This is a genomic window from Streptomyces shenzhenensis (assembly GCF_003688995.1).
GTDB classification, from domain to species: domain Bacteria; phylum Actinomycetota; class Actinomycetes; order Streptomycetales; family Streptomycetaceae; genus Streptomyces; species Streptomyces shenzhenensis_A.
Window position 1 is genome coordinate 1 of sequence record NZ_PENI01000046.1, and the last position, 17,427, is coordinate 17,427.

Genomic DNA, 17,427 nt, shown 5'->3' on the forward strand with positions numbered 1-17,427 from the left:
GCCTCGGTGTCTCCGTGGGCTCCCCCGGATTTCTCGCACCGGACCAGGCCGTCGGCGGAGTCGCCGCCGAACCCGCCGACGTGTTCTCGCTGGCCGCCCTGCTCGTCCACGCCGCAACCGGACACGGCCCCTTCTCACGCGCAGGGGAAGAAATCCCCGCGGCCACGCTGATGTACCGGGTGGTCCACGAGGAACCCGACCTCACAGGCGTCCCCCCGGAACTGGTGCCGCTGCTCACCGCGTGTCTCGCCAAGGACCCGTTCGCGCGCCCGACAGCGGCCCAGCTGAGCAGCCGGCTGGAGGAAAGCGCCGGCCCGGTCGGGCGTTGGCCCGAGGAATGCCCCACGGCTCTCGCCGGACACCTCACCGAGACCGAGCAGGCGGCGCGCACCGTGGTCGACCTCGCAGCCCCCGCAGGTCAGGAATCGGCCTTACCGACGATCGGGGCCGACACCGTTCTCGCCGCACCGGACGCCCCCGGGCGACGCCGCCGGCCGGCCTGGCTGCTGACCGCGGCCGTCGCGGCGGTCGCGGTCATGGGAGGCGTGGTGGCCGCCGTCCACTTCGGTACGCAGCGTTCCTCGGCCGAATCCCCGCCGCCCACGCAGGGACAACCGTCCGCCCCGGCAACCCCGCAGAAGACACCGTCCGCCTCGGCTCAGCAGCCCCAGGACAAGGGCGCGGCGCTGAAGGTCATACAGGCCACTTTCGAGCTGGCCACCGGAGAGTCCGTGGGTACCGACGCCCGGACCCTGACCATGCAGCAGGACGGAAACCTGGTCGCCGCCGACCAGGACCACACGGCGCGATGGGCCACGATGACCGCAGGCGAAGGCAACTCCGCCCGCTTCCAGACTGACGGCAACCTGGTCGTCTACAACAGCGACGGACAGCCCCTGTGGGCCTCACAGACCGATGGCCACCAAGGAGCAGTCCTCGTGTTCCAAGCAGACGGAAACATCGTGATCAAATCCGGCGACACCGTGCTCTGGGCAGCTGGAACAGACGGCTGACCGTTCCCGCACCGGGACCGCCCACACCCCCGCGACATGAACCCGGCCGCGTCAACACCCCGATAGCAGGGTCTCGCGAGTCGCGGGCCGGGCGGCGGTGGAACATCAGGCACCCGTAGGTCAGCTCCACGGTCTAGCGCTTGCGCAGCGGGGTGAATCCCCTGGTTCCGTACGTGCGTTGGACAATCTCCATATCGATGCCGAGGGCGGCGGCGTGCCGGCGACGGAGTCCTGCACGCTCGCCACGGTGACCAGCACCGCCAGGACGCTGGTGAAGGTCTTCACGCTCTCGTTGCTCGGCGGGCGGCCGACGTTCAGTGCGTGCCGGCGCCGCTCGTACCTCGGCTTCTTCTGCCTCACCGACGTTGACAGTCCCCGTCCGCCCCGACCGTCAGCCCAGGCAGTCCTCCAGACCTTCCTGGAACGGCAAGTACCCGTTCCCGAGCCACTTCGAGGCCACACCGAACCAGCAGGCCACGATCGGCTCACGCTCGACTGTGGAGCGGACTACGAGTTGATCACTCGGAGCGCCTCCGCCATACAGACCGACGGCCTCCGCGTCGCCCTTCTTGTTAAAGTGACAGGAACCGAAGTACCGTAGCCAGCATGCAAGTTGACGTGTGGTCACCACCTCCCGTACTACTGACGGTCGATCTCGTGATCTTGACACTGCGTGAGGGACGACTGTGTGTCCTGCTCGTGGAGCGGGGCGAAGATCCTTTTCAGGGCATGCTGGCTCTGCCTGGTGGATTCCTCAATCACGCTGGTGAGGAGATTCTGGACGCCGCCTACCGCGAGTTGAGCGAGGAAACGGCTCTGGTTGCCGGGTGGGTGCATCTTGAGCAGTTGGCCACCTACGGGGACGCAGGCCGTGATCCACGGGGACGAGTCGTCTCCGTGGCCCACTTGGCGATCGCGCCGGGACTCCCCGAACCGGTCGCGGGAACGGATGCCATGGATGCTGCGTGGGTTCCCGCGGAAGCCGTTCTGTCCGGTGAGGTGGAACTGGCCTTCGATCACCGCCGTATCGTGACGGACGGAATCGAACGCGCCCGTACCAAGCTCGAATCCTCGGCGCTGGCCACGGCATTCTGCGGAGAATTTTTCACCATTGCCGAGTTGCAGCAGGTGTACGAGGCGGTTTGGGGAACCGAACTCGACACTCGTAATTTCTACCGGAAAGTCCAGGCCGTAAAGGGATTCATCATCCCCGCCGGCCCGGGACGCAGGAGCACGGGAGGACGGCCCGCGCGGCTGTACCGGGCCGGGCCGAAGACAGTGTTGTTCCCACCACTGATCCGACCTGTGCCGTTCACAACAGAAGAGGACACAAGCGGGGAAGGGGAATAGATGTCGAAAGACCTGGTGGTGATTCTCACCGCCCTCAATCTCGAGTACCAGGCCGTACGCTGGAAACTGACCGGTCCGCAGGTGCACCGTCATGAGCGTGGCACGCGGTTCGAGGTGGGAACCGTGCAGGGCACTTCATGTCGTGTCGCGCTCGGTCTGACGAACAAAGGGAATCATTCCGCCGCGGTGATCGCTGAGCGGGCGATACAGGAGTTTTCGCCGGTGGCCGTGTTGTTCGTCGGCGTCGCCGGTGCCCTGTGGGACACCGCCAGGCTGGGCGACGTGGTGATGGCGACACACGTGTACGCCTACCACGGCGGGACCAGCGAGGACGACGGGCTCAAGGCCCGTCCCCGGGTGTGGGAGGCAGCGCACGGTATCAGCCAGCTCGGCTCGCATCTGGCTCGCATGAATGACTGGGCCGACGACATGCCCGATCATGGGCGCGCGCCACAGGTGCGCTTCGGCGCGATCGCCGCCGGCGAGGTCGTACAGAACTCGAAGATCTCGGCCGAGGCGCGGTGGATCCGGCAGCACTACAACGACGCGCTCGCGATCGAGATGGAGGCCGCCGGTGTGGCGCAGGCCGGTCATCTCAGCGGGGCACCGGTGGCCATCATCCGCGGAATCAGCGACCGAGCGGACGGTACGAAGAGCAGCGCGAAGGACCGTAACTGGCAACCACGGGCCGCGGCGAATGCGGCGGCATTCGCCACCCGGCTGGCCGTGGAACTGGTGGGAGAACAGGAGCAGATAGCAATGTCCCAGGCAGACAGGGCCCATACGGCCGACGGACTCAAGGGGCACGTCAGCAACACCGCCCATAACAGCACCGTTGGCATCATGGCCGGCTCAGTCAAGGAGAGCAGCGTCTACGTGAACGCGGACCGGAAGGTGACCAGTCCGGCGGACCTGGTCGCGGAACTGGACGGTTTTCGTGAGCACCTGAAGCGTCACCACACCGAGGGCGCCTTCGACGACGACACCTGTCGAGAGGCGCTGGCCGAGCTGGGCTTTGCCCGCCGGGCGGCAAGGGAGAACACTCCCGAATCGTCCAAGAGGGCGACCATGGCGCTCAAGAGGTTACGCGGTCTGATCGCAGAGTCTCCCGAGCTGGTGGCCAGGCTGGCACCACTGGTCGTTGCGGCGGGTGACTTGTCATGAATGACGACAGCAGTGGCACACACAATTCGGCCGCATACGGCTCCACCGTCGGAATTCAGGCCGAGGTCGTACACAACTCCAATGTTTTCATCCATCCGGATGCAACACCTCAGGAAAAGTACAAGGTCGGTGTGCGGTTCCTGGAGGATGGCGTCCCCAGCCGTGCTCGCGACATGATCAGTGACGCGATCGCCCACGGACACGACAACGCGGAGGTCCGTTTCCACTGGGTGCTTGCCATGCTCAGCGCACGCGCCTACCACGACCTCAGCACCGAAGAACTCCACCGGCTGCATCATGCCTCCGGGCTCGTACGGACCTACGCCGAGGGAGAGTGGAAAGACGCTCTGCGCGTCGCTTTCGAACTGCTGGCGATGCTCAGCTCCACGGACGGCGAAACAGGACGCGTACTGGAGCGGTTGCGAGCCCTGTCACCTCGCCAGCATGACGCGATCCTCGACCACCTCGACCTCGTACTCACCGGAGGGCTGAAGGACAGCCTGTGGGCCGAGAACCGCGAGCGGGCCGAGACAACTCGCTTCGGCAACGACCGGGTCCAACGGGTCTGGGCCTATTTCGAACCCGACCCCATCGGGCCACGGGCCCTGCCGCCCCGTCCGAGCACCGCTGCTGCCGCCCAGGCAGCCCTCCCGGTCCGAGCCGGCCTGTTCGTCGTCGTCACCGCATTCCTCTGGATCCTGGCGCTGGTCGCGGATCCGGCTGCGGCAGGCATCGAGTTACTGGTGGCGCTCGGTGCGGGCCTGACCGCGGCTCACTTCGGCCGCCGTTGGTGGTACCAGGAACATCAACTGAAGGCCAGGAACCATGAGTCCCACAGCCCCCACGCGGGCGATCCCGCCTCTACCGGGGACGGGTTCACCAACCGCGTCCGTCATTCCTTCGATCACTACTTCAGTACCCGTGTGCCCAACGGATTCGCCCCGCATGAGTGGCTCGGTCATACCGTTCACATCCGCAACAGCCTCGCCGCCGAGATCGCGCTTCTCTACCGCGAGAGCCGAATCAGCGTGGACCGGGTCAACTGGCTGATCCGCTATCTCGCCGAGGATGCCCGAAACCGCCACAACAACGGTACTCTGTTCGATCATCGTCACCAGAACCAGACGCCGGCGGTGGCGAAGGCGCTGTGCGTGGTCGCCCTCATCGCTCTCGGCATCACGACTCTTGCTCTGCTCGGAACAGTGGTCTCGGGTGCCGGTGCGTCGCAGATGCTGTTGGCCATCGTAGCCGTAGGCGGTGCGGTCTGGTCCGGACGTGCGGCTGCGTCCTCGTGGCTGGAGGCCCGGGGTGAAGAGCACCGACTGGCCGAGGAAACCCAGGAATATCAAGAGCGGCTGACCGCTCGGCAAGTCGCGTACCAGAACTGGAAGTCGGTCCTGGACACCACGCGACCCAGTGAGCTGGAAATGGAGACCTGGCTCACCTGCGACAAGACGCTGTTCGTCGACGAAGCACTCCGCCACTACCAGCTCACCTGGCGCGACCTGATCACCCACACCATCCTGATGACACCCGCACGCCCCTACAAGCGAGGGCGTGTGAAGGGCGGTCCTTGGCGATACTCGCGCTACAACTTCCGTCTTTTCCTGGTCACGCAGGATGGCGTTCGTGAAATCAGCACAGAGTTCGATTTCACCGACGCAAAACGTGGGAACGAGCAGCGAAGCAACTACCGGTTCGACGCGTTGTCCTCCGTACAGGTCACGGAACGCACCCATGTCGGCTACGACCTGGAGCTCATCCTCACCAACGGGCCGGCCAGGAACATACGCGTCAAAGACGCCGACTCCCATCAACTGGCGCCGGACGAGAACGCCCAGGAAATCGCCGAAATCAACCTCAATGCGGCTGGTTTCATCCACACCTTCCGCCTCCTGGAAGGAATCGCGGCGGACGGAAAGGGTTGGATCGAACGCAACAACCCCAACAACCTGCCGCCCTTCCGTGCTGCCGACTGAGTCTTCCGGGCCTTCAGGGCGGGCAGGGGCCGGAACGCCGGAGCCCTGCCCGTCCATTCATCAGCCCAGCCGGGACCCGAGCTTAGGAATGGCCGTGGCCACCATAGAAGAAATCACCGAAAGCAGGCTGCTGCTGGCCGAGTACGACCGCATCAAGGAGGAGCAAAAAACCCGCATAGGATTCCGTGACAACCTCCTCTACTTCACGCTCGCCGCGTCCACCGCGGTCCTGGCGATCACCGTCCAGAGCAGGCAGGCTCAACTGCTGCTCGCCGTACCCGCGATCTGCCTGGTCCTGGGCTGGACCTACCTGGTCAACGACGAGAAGATCTCGGCGGTCGGCTGCTACATCCGCGACCAGCTGGGACCGCGGTTGGCCGCGCTCAGCGGCGCCCACGGCGCAGTGTTCGGCTGGGAGATCTACCACCGCGACGATACGAGCCGTACCACGCGCAAGCGACTGCAAACCGCTGTGGATCTGTTCACGTACTTGGCCTTGCCGATGATCTGCGTGACCGCATTCTGGTGCTCTCCCGCCGTCCGGCCTCTCCTCGTGATCGTCTCCCTCGCACAGACACTTGCCCTGTCCGTACTGGGCTGGCAGTTCCTGCGCTATACGGAGCGGTAGTGCGCCTCCGCGGCGCTGGGCTGCTCGCCGTGTAGCTCGGACCGTGCACCGGCTGCCGCCGGCGGGGGCGGCTCAACTACGTACGCCGAAGGCGTCTAGCGGCTTTGCACCACCGGTGCCGGGAAGTTCCGCGCGGATGCTCTGGCCGTGAAGGTACCCAGGCAGGCCTGGCAGCCACCGGCTGCTGTCCGCGTCGCTAGGTCGAGCTGGCGGGTGGAGGAAGCCTTCCAGGCCGGACGAGCACCAGCGCGGAACCTGGCGAAGAAAGAATCACGCGTTCTTCTGGCGCTATCGGAAGAAACAATCACCGTTGCAGCGACCGCACAGCCGGTATTCAATCCATAGCAGCATTCTTCTTCCTTCGCTCGAAGAGGAGATCCGCGTCATGTCCTTCTCCGACTACCGGACCGCCCTGGTCACCGGCGCCTCCACCGGCATCGGCGCCGTCGTCGTCGAACGGCTCGCCCGGCAGGGCCTTGAGGTGCACGCGGTCGCCCGCGACGGCGACCGGCTGGCGGACCTCGCCGCCCGGACCGGCTGCGTCCCGCACGCCGTGGACATCACCGACACCGCCGCGCTCACCGAGGCGGTGGGCGGCCTGGACGTCGACGTCCTCGTCAACAACGCCGGTGTGTCACGCACGGGCAACATCCTCACCGCCGACGAGTGGGCCGTGGACGAGCAGGTGGCGGTCAACATCCAGGCCGTACTGCACCTTGTGCGGCTGCTCATGCCCGGCATGGTGAAGCGCGACCTCGGCCACATCGTCAACATCAGCTCCATCGCCGGCGTGTACAACTTCGGCGGCAACACCGTTTACCACGCCACGAAGGCGGCGGTGCACACCTTGTCCCGGCAACTGCGCGTGGACGGATTCGGCCGGCGGGTACGCGTCACCGAAATCTGTCCGGGGCGCGTCGAGACAGAGATATTCGGCCGGTTGCTCGGCGATATGGAAGAGGCGCAGCGGCGCTTCTTCGACGGCTACGAGTCGCTCAAGCCGGAGGACATCGCCGACGCCATCGAATTCGCCGTCGGTACGCCGCCGCATGTCAATATCGGGCACATCGAGATTCTTCCCACCCTTCAGGTCCCCGGCGGGCTCGCATTCGAGCGCCGCGCCGGCTGATGCGTCACGCTGACGCGGCTCTGCGGCCCGGGACCGACGCATCGAGCAGGAGCGTGCGCAGCAGGTCGGCCACGAGCGCGGCCGCGTGCGAGAGCGGCTGCACCTCCGGAGTGCACAAGGACATCGCGGTACACAACCGGGTGTCGGCGAAACGGTAGACCCGCACCTCCTCGGGGGCGAAGTGCTCCCTGGCGGCCGTGAGCGGCAGCACGGTGGCGCCGAGTCCGTTGACCACGGCGTCCCGCAGTACCGTGTCCGGCTCGACCTCGGCGACGACGGAGCAGTGCAGTCCCGCGGCGTGGAAGGCGGCGTCGGTGACGCGCCGTACGGTGTGCAGCTCGTTGGGCATGATGAAGTCCAGACGGCTCGCCTCCTTGAGGGTGACGGTGTCGCCGCGGCTGCCGATGCGCGGCGTCCGGGCGCTGGTGACCAGGTGGAACTCCTCCTTCAGAACCTGATCGAACACGACCCCTTTGACATAGCCGGGGTCGTAGATGAGCGCCATGTCCACCTGGCCGAACAGTACCGCCTGGCTCATCACCACCGTCAGGTTCTGGATCAATTGCAGATGGATGTTCGGGTACCGCTCCCGTACCGCCCGCAGCAACGGTACGGCGACACCCGGCGCCATGCTGTACGAGGCCAGGCCGACGGTCACCAGTCCGGCCGGGGCGTCGTTGTCGGCGCGCAGGTCGATCCGCGCCGCCTTCTCCAGGCGCAGGATGCCCTGCGCGTAGCGGTAGAGGGAGCGGCCGGACGCCGTCACCTGGACGCCGCGGCCGGTGCGCTCCAGCAGCCGGGTCTTGAAGTCGCTCTCCAGCGCCGAGATGTGCTGGCTGAGCGCCGACTGCGTGATGTGCAGCGAGTCCGCGGCCCGGGTGATGTTGCCGACGTCGACCACTCTGACGAAGTAACCGAGCCTGCGGGTGTCCATCGCGTGCCTCCCGAATCGTTGCAGGTGAACGTATCCCGAGGGGGCCCGGCAGCGGAACAGCCGGGCACGGCTCACTCGTTCCCGGCCGCTTCTTCCGCCGAGACGACCTCGTACACCGCCGCGTGGTCCGCGTCGCCGAGGCCCCGGCGCAGCACCTCCTCGTAGAGGGCACGGGTGCGCCGGGTCTGCGGCAGGCCGGCGCCGAGGGTGTCGGCGAGCGCGGTCGCGTACCGCAGATCCTTGACCTGGTTGGCCGCGCTGCCGCCGAGCCGGTAGTCGCGGTGCAGGATCTTCGCCGCCTTGGCGTCGAGGACGGCACCGGCGGCCAGGCCGCCCTGGAGCACGCGGACCAGTTGCCCGCCGGACAGGCCAGCCCGGCGGCCCAGGTCGAGCGCTTCGGCCACGGCCACCAGGGTGCCGGCGACGATCACCTGGTTGCACAGCTTGGCCGCGCTGCCCGCGCCGGGCGGGCCCATGTGCTCGACGGTGGTGGCGAAGGACCGCAGCACCGGTTCCACGGTCCGGTACGCCTCCGGGCCGGCGCCCACCATCAGGCTCAGTGTGCCCGCGCGAGCACCGGCGTCGCCGCCGCTCATCGGCGCGTCGAGCACGACCAGGCCGTGCCGGCCGAGCCGGTCGGCCAACCCGTGCACCTTGTCGGGGGAAGTGGTGCTCAGGACGGCCACGTGCGTGGTGCCCTGTGCGGCCCAGCGGCGTACGACTGGTTCGGGCACGATCTGATCGAGCTGGTCGATGTCCGGCAGGGCCGACAGCACGACCCGCGCGCGCAGTTCCTCGGGGCGGTTGACGGCCCGCTGCCCGAACTCGTCCGCCGTGGCGCGGGTCCGGTTCCACACCTGGAGCGGGAAGCCCGCGCGGGCGATGTGGCGGGCCACCGGGGCGCCCATCGGGCCGAGCCCGAGCACGGCGACGCCGGGTCCGTTCTCGGGCCGGCTCACTCCTCGACGACCAGGCCCTTGGCCTTGAGCTTCTCGGTGAGTCCGTGCACTTCGATGAGCGTCCGGTCGCCGCGCCGGTGCTGCTCGCGGATCTCCGCCTCGTGGTCCTCGCGCTCCTGGCAGAGCCGGACGACCTCCTCGGCCTCCTCCGGGTCGACGACGACGATGCCGTCGGCGTCGCCGCGCAGGATGTCGCCGGGCCGGACGATCTGCCCGCCGACGGCGATCGGGCGGTTCACCTGGCCGAGGGTCTCCTTGACCGTTCCCTCGATGCAGATCGTGCCGGAGAAGACGGGGAAGCCGAGCGTGCGCAGGTCCGCGCTGTCGCGCACGCCGGAGTCGGTGACGAAGGCGGCAAGTCCCTTGCTCTGGCAGGCGGTGGCCAGGACGTCGCCGAAGGAACCCGCCTGCTCGAACTCCGACCCCGCGACGATCACGACGTCGCCGGGGCGGGCGTAGGAGATGGCGACCTGGACCATGATGTTGTCGCCCGCCTGCGCGTCGACCGTGAAGGCCGGTCCGCAGAAGGACATCGCCGGGTCCACGGGCTTCAGCCGGTGCGCCAGGGCGCCCTTGCGGCCCTGTGCCTCGTGGATGGTCGCGGCGGAGAAGCGGCCGAGCGCGGCCACCACGTCGGCGGACGGACGGTCGATCCGGGTGCGTACATGGATCATGGGGACTCCCCTTGCGGTGGGTTGCGTTGCGGTTCGGTGGTGTCGTGCGGGGTCAGAGGTCCGGGTCGGCGGAGACCCGGAGCACCGTCTTGGCCGACCGGGAGGGATCGGCGGCGCAGCGGAACGCCTGCGCCGCTTCCTCGACGGCGAACTCGTGGCTGAGCACCGCGTCCAGCGCGGGGTCGGCGGCCAGCAGGGCGATCGCGGCGTCGAGTTCGGTGTCGAAGCGCTGGGAGCCGTACAGCGTCAGCTCCTTGGCGATGACGGCCGACATGGCGACCGGCACCGGTTCGCGCGGAAGGATGCCGAGTTGGAGCACGGCGCCGCCGGGGCGTACCGCGTCCAGCGCGGTGGCGAGCGAGGCAACGGCGCCCGCCGCTTCGACCGTCACGTCGAACGCCGACCGGTCGACGGTGCCGCCCTCGGAGAGGTTCAGGGTCGTGGTGGCGCCGGCCGCGGCCGCGGTCCGCAGCGGGAAGTCCTGGAGGTCGACGGCGGTGATCTCGGCGGCGCCCGCGTGCCGCAGCGCCGCGACGGCCAGCACACCGATCGGGCCCGCTCCGCTGACCAGTGCCTTCGCGCCCCGGATCCGCTCGCCCACGCGCGCCGTGCCGTGCAGGACGACGGCCAGTGGTTCGGCCAGTACGGCCCGGCGCAGCGGCAGTCCGGCGGGCAGCGGACGGAGCTGGGAGGGCAGTACCTCCAACAGTTCCACGAAGCCGCCCTGGGTGTGCGGCCGGGTGGAGGCGCTGCCGAGGTAGGTGCCGTCCGGGTCCAGGTGCAGGCCGGTGGGTGTGGCGGTGTCGGGCGGTGCGCAGGGGGTCGCCGGGTGCAGGGCGACGCGGGTGCCGACGGCGGGCGCGTCCGGCACGTCCTCTCCCGCGCCGGCGACGACGCCGACCACCTCGTGGCCGAGGACCAGCGGTTCGGTGACGGTGTACGGCCCGTTGCGGCCGTCCGCGGCGTAGTGCAGGTCGGAGCCGCAGATGCCTCCGTAGACGATGCGGACCAGGACCCGGTCCGGTGCCGTCTTGGGTTCGGGCAGCGCGTCCACGCGCAGGTCCCCCGGTCCGTGGACGACGACGGCTTTCATGGCAGCGGGTTCCTTCCGGTCAGCGGGCGAGGTAGCCGCCGTCGACGGGCAGCACGGTTCCGTGGATGAAGCGCGCGGCGTCGGACACCAGGAACAGCGCGGCGCCCGCGATGTCGCGCGGGGTGCCCCACCGTCCCGCGGGGATGCGTTCGAGGATCTGGCGGTTGCGGGTCTCGTCGGCGACGAGTGCGACGTTCATCTCGGTGTCGATGAAGCCCGGCGCGACGGCGTTGACGCGGACGCCCTTCGACGCCCACTCGTTCGCCACCGACTTGGTGAACTGTCCGATCGCGCCCTTCGACGCGGCGTACGCGGAGGCGGTGAAGCCGCCGGTGAAGGAGAGCATCGAGGCCAGGTTGACGATGGCACCCGAGCCCCGTGCGAGCATCGGCCGGCCGAAGAGCTGGGTCAGTTCGACGACGGTGCGTACGTTGAGCTGCTGGACCCGGTCCCAGTCCTCGACCGGGAACTCCTCGAAGGGGTGCCGGAGGTTGAGGCCCGCGTTGTTGACCAGGATGTCGACGCGGTGCTCGCGCAGAATGCCGGCGGCGGTGTCGCGCACCTGTTCCGGGTCGCTCAGGTCGGCGGTCACCGGGACGTACGCTCCGGTGTGCGCGGCGCTCTCGCGGCGGTGGATGCCAATGACGGTCGCGCCGTTGCGCAGGTAGAGCTCGGCGATCGCGTGGCCGATGCCGGTGCTCGCCCCGGTGACCACGGCCGTCCTGCCGGTCAGGTCGGCGCTGAAGGGTACGTCCACGGTGCTGTCGTCCTTCGCGTCTGTCGGTGTCGTGTGCGTCACGCGATGTGCGATCCGCCGTTGACGTCGTAGGTGACGCCCGTGAGGTAGCCGGCGCGCTCGCTCAGCAGGAAGGCGACGACCGCGGCCACGTCGTCCACGGTGCCGATCCGGCCGACGGGCAGGTCCTTCAGCAGTACGGCCTTGCGCTCGTCGGTGAGCCGGCCGCCCATGATGTCGGTGTCGATGGAGCCGGGCGCCACGGAGTTGGCGGTGATGCCGTACGCGCCGAGTTCCCGGGCGAGGGTGCGGGAGAGGCCGAGCAGCGCGGCCTTGGAGGCCGAGTAGGCGGCCCGGCCGTACACCCCGCCACCGCGTTCGGCGGAGGTGGAGGAGATGTTGACGATACGGCCGAGCCGGTGTCCGGCCATGATCTTCGCCGCGGCGTGGGTAACATGGAAGGTCCCGTGCAGGTTGACGTCGATCACCCGGTGCCATTCGGCGTCCGTGACGTCGAGGAACGGCACGGGCGAGCTGACGCCCGCGTTGTTCACGAGCCCGACGAGCTGCGGCAGTTCGGTGTCGACACGGTGCACGGCGGCGGCCACCGCCGCGCGGTCGCGGATGTCCACGCCCAGGCCGAGGCAGGCGACGCCGTGCTCGTCCGTCAGGCGTGCGGCCACGTCGTGGCAGGCGGTCTCGTCCAGGTCGAGCACGGCGACCGACCAGCCCTCGGCGGCGAGCCAGGCGGCGGTGGCCCGGCCGATTCCGCGCGGTGACGCGGCGCCGGTGACGATCGCGGTGCGTCGCGCGGGGAAGTCGGCGGCGGGCGGTGGTGGAAGGGGCACGGCTCTCCAGTCGGTCGTCCGTGGGCGGTCATCGGTCGGCGGTCGTACGGGGGTCAGTCGGTGCGGGGCAGGACGCGCCTGAGGTAGGCGGCGTTGGTGGCGCCCACGCTCAGGCCGTCGCCGCCGTAGTGCTCGACCACGAAGGTGCCGCCGAAGCCGTGGGAGATCGCGTAGCGGACAGCGGCGCGGTAGTCGATGACGCCGAGTTCCAGGGAGGTGGGGTGGGTGAGGACGGTGCCGGTGGCCGGGTCCTGGAGGCGGACGTAGTTCTTGACGTGCCAGTAGTTGGTGCGTGGCGCGGTGACCGAGACCAGGTACTCCCAGGTGTCCACGGGTCCCTGGACGCGCAGCAGGTTGCCGAGGTCGGGGTTGAGTCCGACCGCTTCGTGGCCGATGTCGTCGAGGAACCGGACCGCCTCGTCGCCGCTGCCCAAGTAGGTGTTCTCGTACAGTTCCAGGGAGAGTTCCACCCCGACGTCGGCGGCGTGGCGGGCGAGTTCCCGGAACCGGCGGACGGCGAGTGCGCGCACCTCCGGGTCGTGGCGGGGCGGTACGTCGTCGCCCGGCACCGTCCAGAACCACAGGGCCCGCCGCTGTCGGGGGCTCAGCGCGTCGTGGAGTCCGAGACAGACGATGTCCGCGCCGAGGGCGGCGGCCGCGTCGACGGTCCGGTGCGAGAAGGCGAGGTGGTCCTCGCCGCGCTCGGGGTGGACAACGCTGCGGCGGACGACGCCGACACCGGGTACGGCGAGCCCGGCGTCGGCCAGTACCTCGCGGAGCGCCGTCAGCCGGGCCGGGTCCAGGTCCCCCAACGGCAGCCAGGCGGTGGACAGTTCCAGGTGGGTGAAGCCCTCGTCCACGACGGGCTGCAGCAGCCGGCGCCACTCGTCGGGGTCGAGCTTCTCCACCGGGGTGCCGTCCGCCGTGTGCGGCGGGAACTGGAGCATGGCGGCGGCGATCGGCCAGTCTCCCGGTGTGTGCGGTGCCGGGAGGCGGGACGGAGCGGCGAGGGACGGCCGCTCGGTGTGTGCGGCGGGAGCGGGCGGCGCCGGGATGTCAGCCAATGCGAAGACCCCCGTTGATGTTGTAGGTGGCGCCGGTGATGTAGCCGGCGTCCTCGCCGAGGAGGAACTCGACGAGCGCGGCGACATCGCGGGTGGTGCCGAGCCGTCCGACCGGGAGCTGGGACACGAAGGCGGGTTTGCGGTCGTCGGTGATCCGGCCGCCCATGATGTCGGTGTCGATGGTGGCGGGCGCGACCACGTTGACCGTCACCCCGCGCGGCGCCACCTCCAGTGCGAGGGCACGGCTGAACGCCTCGATCGCGCCCTTGGACGCGGCGTAGGTCGACTTGCTGTAGGTGCCGCCGCCGTTCTGCATCGCCGTCGAACCGAGGCTCACCACGCGGCCGTGACCGCGCTCGGCCATGCCGGGCACGACGCGCTTGCTCACCACGAAGGTGCCGGTGGCGTTGATCCGCATGACGCGTTCCCAGGTGGCCAGGTCCACGTCGAAGAAGGACACCGGCGAGCTGACGCCCGCGCTGTTGACCAGCCCCGTGACCGGCGGCAGTTCCGCTTCGAAGGCGGTGACGGCGGCGTCCACCGCTGCGGGGTCGGCGATGTCCGCGACCGCTCCGACCGCGCCGACCCCGTGCTCGGCGCGGATCTCGGCGGCGGCCTTCTCGACCGCCGGGTCGATGTCGAGCAGCCCGAGGTGCCAGCCGGCGGCGGCCAGCCGTCCGGCGAGGGCGCGGCCGATGCCCCGCCCGGACGCCGCTCCGGTGATGACCGCGGTGCCGCGGCCCGTGCTGTGCTCCGTCATGTCCTGTCCTTTTCGGTCGGGTCCGGGTCGAGGGGGGCGTTGACCGTCTCCGGTGGCTGTTCGCCCCGGCTCACCGCGATGAGCGACGCCATCACGCTCGCCGACACGGCGTCGGTGTACCGGTCGGTCCAGCAGAGCGAGTGCGGGGCGAGCACGACGTTGTCCAGTGCGGTCAGTGGGCTGTCCGGTTTCAGCGGCTCTTCGGTGAACACGTCCAGGCCGGCGCCGGCCAGTCGGCCGTCCGACAGCCGTGCTATCAGCGCCTGTTCGTCGACGACGACACCCCGTGAGACGTTGATCAGCCGGGCGGTGGGCCGCATCAGCGCCAGTTCGCGTTCTCCGATGAGGTGCCGGGTCCCGGGGTTGGCGGCGACGGCGACGACCACGTAGTCGCTGCCTGCCAACACCTCGTCCAGCGTGGCCTGTTCGACGCCCGCCTCGGCCGCCTCCCGGCTGCGGTCGCTGCGGTTGTACCCGAGGACACGCAGCCCCTGGGCGCGTACCCGGCGGGCGGTCTCGAGGCCGATGCCGCCGAGCCCGACGATGCCCACCGTGGCACCGGTCAGCCCGGGTCCGCGCCACGCCCCGCGCTCCGCCCACCGTCCCTCCCGTACCAGGCGGTCCTTGACGACCAGTTGGTGGGAGAGGGCGTACAGCAGCGCGATCACGGAGTCGGCCACCGGCCGCCGTACCGCGTCGGGGGCGTTGGTGACCAGCACGCCCTGCCGGGCGCAGGCCTCGGTGTCGACGGCGTCGAAGCCGGCGCCGAACCGGGCGACGTGCCGCAGCCGTCCCGAGGGCGGTATCGACTCCGCCGTCACCCGCTCGTGCCCCAGGACGAGGACCGCGTCCGCCCCCTCCAGCTGGTCGGCCCGCAGTTCCCCGACCTCCTCGTCCAGTACGCGCCATGCCAGCCCGGCGTCGGTCAGGCGGGAGAGCCCGATATCGCCGAACACGGTACTTCCGTCCGGCTGCGCATAACCTCGCGTGACCACAACCTGATAAACCACGGCGGCCCTTCTGGAAAGATCGGGAAGTTCGGTCCGAGCGTAGTTCCGTGGCTTCCGGCGAAATAGGCGAAGCGGCGATCCGTATGGCGGCATAAAAAATACCGATGGGAGAGGGATAAGGGCATGCGAATACCACGGCCGTCCGTCGTCGCACAGCCGTGGTATTCGCGCCGGCCGGTGGTGTGGCTAGCGCGCCGTCGGCATGGTCGTGAGATGGTCGATCGCCTCGACCTCCGCCGGGGACAGGGCGAGGTCGGCCGCGGACAGGTTGCGCTCCATGCGGTCGCGGTGGGCGGACTTCACGGTGACCGCGACCTTGTGGTGCAGGTTCCATGCGAGGACGACGTCGCGCGGCGAACGGCCGTGCCGGCGGGCGACGTCCGTGAGCACCGGGTGGTCGAGGTCGGTGCTGCGCAGCGGGCTGTGCGCGCTCAGCACGATACCGCGCTCGCGCATCGCCTCGGCGAAGCGCGGGTCGTGGTCGCCGGGGCCCCACTGCACCTGGTTGACGGCCGGGTAGACCCCGGTCTCGCGGTGCAGCGCGTCGATGAGTTCGACGGAGTAGTTGCTGACGCCGACGGCCCGGACCAGGCCCTCGTCACGGGCCCGCACGAACGCGCGCCAGCTCGTGACGCCCGGGTGCCCGCCCGGGGGCCAGTGGATCAGCCACAGGTCGACATGGTCGCAGCCGAGGGCGGTCAGGCTCTGTTCGAGGGTGAGCCGCTCTCGGCCGACCTGGTCGGGCGGCATCTTGGTGGTCACGAACAGGTCGGAGCGCGGCAGGTCGGTGGCGGCGAGGGCGGCGCCGACGGCAGCCTCGTTGCGGTAGCGGGTGGCGGTGTCGACGAGCCGGTAGCCGACGGAGAAGGCGGTCAGTACGGCCTCGGTGGCCTGGTCGCCGCGCATCGGGTGGGTGCCGAAACCGATCAGCGGCATGGTGATGCCGGCCGCGTCGGCCGTGGGGACCCGGCCCGCTCCGGACGGGAGGGTGGTGCCCATGACGGTTCTCCTCTTGCGTTTCGCAGGGGCGTACGGCAGTGGCGGGGCGGTGGGGTCAGTACAGCTCGACCAGCCGCAGGGGTGTGCCCGCCTGCGGCTCGGCGCCCTCGGCGGTCACGGTGACGGTCTCCGCGAGCTCGACCGCGCCCCGGCCCGGTGCCAGGACCTCGGTCCGCACGCCGAGCACCATGCCGGGTTCGGCGACCACCGTGCTGTCCGGCCCGAGCGGCAGCGAAGCCCCGCCGCCGCGCAGCGCGACCAGCCGGCACGTCGCGCCGTGCTCGCCGGCCTCACGGTCGAAGGCCGCGTATCCGTCGGTGAGCCGGGCACCCGGGCGCAGGGCCGCCAGCAGCGCGGCCGTCGCGGCGGCGCCCACGTCACCGGCGGTGCGCAACGGGCCGTCCGCCTTGCTGAGTACGGCGGTCGCGGCGGCGTACCCGGCGGTCCCGGCCAGCAGCGGGTGCAGGACGTAGCGCAGCGGGGTGGCCGCGGTCAGCCGCGCCGTCGCGGGGTCGTGGCCGCGGACGGTCACCAGGTCGGTGCCGGCCGCCGCGCCGGAGCCGTACGGGTCGTACCAGCCGAGCAGGCCGCCGGCGCGGCGGACCGACCGGTCGACGTTGCCGGACAGTTCCCGTACGTCCTGGCCGACGCGCAGGTGGTCCATGACCGCCGTGTAGCCGACGGCGGCTAGGTCGGCCGCGGCGGCGAACGCCGGCAGCTCGGCGGGCTCGCAGCAGGCGAGTTCCGCGAAGACCAGGTCGGCGGCCGGGCGCAGTTGTACGCCCGTGCCGTCGGCCTGCCTGAGGATGTACTGCGGCAGTTCGGCCTCCGTGCCGACCACGCCGTCCCCGGTGCCGGTCGCGCGCAGCGTGGCGGCGGTAGCAGCGGAGAGGTCACCGGTGGCGCTCGCCACCGTGCCGTCGGCCGTGAGCAGGACGGCGGTCGCGTCGGCGGCGTCGGGCGGCAGCGCGTACCTGCGCCCGGTGGGCGAGGTGAGCAACAGGGCGGTGAAGCCCGCCTTGTCCAGTTGTCCGCGGAGCCAGTCGAGTGCGGCTGGGGCTTGGTGCGTGGCCGCTGTCGCCACGGG

At 69.8% G+C, this 17,427-nt stretch carries 16 protein-coding genes and 2 pseudogenes; 6 read left to right on the top strand and 12 right to left on the bottom strand.

Annotated elements, in window-relative coordinates; genetic code table 11:
* A pseudogene (locus CTZ28_RS41680) lies at positions 1–1,013 on the top strand (hypothetical protein); the annotation flags it as partial.
* A gap of 136 nt (positions 1,014–1,149) precedes the next feature.
* Here the strand turns inward: CTZ28_RS41680 and CTZ28_RS49415 are convergent.
* A pseudogene (locus CTZ28_RS49415) lies at positions 1,150–1,325 on the bottom strand (IS5 family transposase); the annotation flags it as partial.
* 294 nt (positions 1,326–1,619) lie between these two features.
* Here CTZ28_RS49415 and CTZ28_RS41690 point away from each other — a divergent pair.
* From CTZ28_RS41690 to CTZ28_RS41715, 5 genes are all read left to right on the top strand, one after another.
* The gene (locus CTZ28_RS41690; protein ID WP_121894974.1) at positions 1,620–2,363 is read left to right on the top strand and encodes an NUDIX hydrolase; all 744 of its coding nucleotides are present in this window, start codon (positions 1,620–1,622) and stop codon (positions 2,361–2,363) included.
* Positions 2,364–3,527 carry a 5'-methylthioadenosine/S-adenosylhomocysteine nucleosidase family protein gene (locus CTZ28_RS41695; RefSeq protein ID WP_121894975.1) on the top strand — a complete coding sequence of 388 codons (1,164 nt, stop codon included), beginning with the start codon at positions 2,364–2,366 and terminating at the stop codon, positions 3,525–3,527.
* The gene (locus CTZ28_RS41700; RefSeq protein WP_183154853.1) at positions 3,524–5,506 is read left to right on the top strand and encodes a hypothetical protein; all 1,983 of its coding nucleotides are present in this window, start codon (positions 3,524–3,526) and stop codon (positions 5,504–5,506) included. Before CTZ28_RS41695 ends, CTZ28_RS41700 begins: the two co-directional genes overlap by 4 nt.
* 88 nt (positions 5,507–5,594) lie before the next feature.
* On the top strand, positions 5,595–6,134 hold the full coding sequence (locus CTZ28_RS41705) for a hypothetical protein (protein WP_121894977.1): 540 nt from the start codon (positions 5,595–5,597) through the stop codon (positions 6,132–6,134).
* Positions 6,135–6,519: 385 nt separating this feature from the next.
* Complete coding sequence (locus CTZ28_RS41715; protein ID WP_121894979.1) at positions 6,520–7,263, top strand: SDR family oxidoreductase; 744 nt, start codon at positions 6,520–6,522, stop codon at positions 7,261–7,263.
* Between the two features lie 4 nt (positions 7,264–7,267).
* Here the strand turns inward: CTZ28_RS41715 and CTZ28_RS41720 are convergent, their stop codons facing one another.
* The 11 genes from CTZ28_RS41720 to CTZ28_RS41770 all read right to left on the bottom strand — a co-directional run bounded on the left by CTZ28_RS41720 (position 7,268) and on the right by CTZ28_RS41770 (position 17,424).
* The gene (locus tag CTZ28_RS41720) at positions 7,268–8,197 is read right to left on the bottom strand and encodes a LysR substrate-binding domain-containing protein (RefSeq protein WP_121894980.1); all 930 of its coding nucleotides are present in this window, start codon (positions 8,195–8,197) and stop codon (positions 7,268–7,270) included.
* Positions 8,198–8,268: 71 nt separating this feature from the next.
* Complete coding sequence (locus CTZ28_RS41725; protein ID WP_121894981.1) at positions 8,269–9,156, bottom strand: NAD(P)-dependent oxidoreductase; 888 nt, start codon at positions 9,154–9,156, stop codon at positions 8,269–8,271.
* Positions 9,153–9,830: a 4-carboxy-4-hydroxy-2-oxoadipate aldolase/oxaloacetate decarboxylase gene (locus CTZ28_RS41730; protein WP_121894982.1), complete on the bottom strand. Its 678-nt coding sequence runs from the start codon at positions 9,828–9,830 to the stop codon at positions 9,153–9,155. The genes CTZ28_RS41725 and CTZ28_RS41730 overlap by 4 nt, the downstream gene beginning before the upstream one ends.
* Before the next feature lie 52 nt (positions 9,831–9,882).
* Positions 9,883–10,923, bottom strand: a complete 1,041-nt coding sequence (locus CTZ28_RS41735; RefSeq protein ID WP_121894983.1) for a zinc-binding dehydrogenase — start codon at positions 10,921–10,923, stop codon at positions 9,883–9,885.
* A gap of 19 nt (positions 10,924–10,942) precedes the next feature.
* Positions 10,943–11,680: an SDR family NAD(P)-dependent oxidoreductase gene (locus tag CTZ28_RS41740; protein WP_121895032.1), complete on the bottom strand. Its 738-nt coding sequence runs from the start codon at positions 11,678–11,680 to the stop codon at positions 10,943–10,945.
* A 38-nt stretch (positions 11,681–11,718) separates the two neighbouring features.
* Complete coding sequence (locus CTZ28_RS41745) at positions 11,719–12,507, bottom strand: SDR family NAD(P)-dependent oxidoreductase (RefSeq protein WP_121894984.1); 789 nt, start codon at positions 12,505–12,507, stop codon at positions 11,719–11,721.
* A gap of 53 nt (positions 12,508–12,560) precedes the next feature.
* Positions 12,561–13,571, bottom strand: coding sequence for a sugar phosphate isomerase/epimerase family protein (locus tag CTZ28_RS41750; RefSeq protein WP_259472055.1), 1,011 nt, complete (start codon positions 13,569–13,571; stop codon positions 12,561–12,563).
* Positions 13,564–14,331, bottom strand: coding sequence for an SDR family NAD(P)-dependent oxidoreductase (locus CTZ28_RS41755; protein WP_121894986.1), 768 nt, complete (start codon positions 14,329–14,331; stop codon positions 13,564–13,566). Before CTZ28_RS41755 ends, CTZ28_RS41750 begins: the two co-directional genes overlap by 8 nt.
* Positions 14,328–15,287: an NAD(P)-dependent oxidoreductase gene (locus tag CTZ28_RS41760; protein WP_183154854.1), complete on the bottom strand. Its 960-nt coding sequence runs from the start codon at positions 15,285–15,287 to the stop codon at positions 14,328–14,330. The genes CTZ28_RS41755 and CTZ28_RS41760 overlap by 4 nt, the downstream gene beginning before the upstream one ends.
* Before the next feature lie 240 nt (positions 15,288–15,527).
* On the bottom strand, positions 15,528–16,340 hold the full coding sequence (locus CTZ28_RS41765; RefSeq protein WP_220795539.1) for an aldo/keto reductase: 813 nt from the start codon (positions 16,338–16,340) through the stop codon (positions 15,528–15,530).
* Between the two features lie 55 nt (positions 16,341–16,395).
* Positions 16,396–17,424: a M24 family metallopeptidase gene (locus tag CTZ28_RS41770; protein ID WP_121894988.1), complete on the bottom strand. Its 1,029-nt coding sequence runs from the start codon at positions 17,422–17,424 to the stop codon at positions 16,396–16,398.
* Positions 17,425–17,427: the final 3 nt, after the last annotated feature.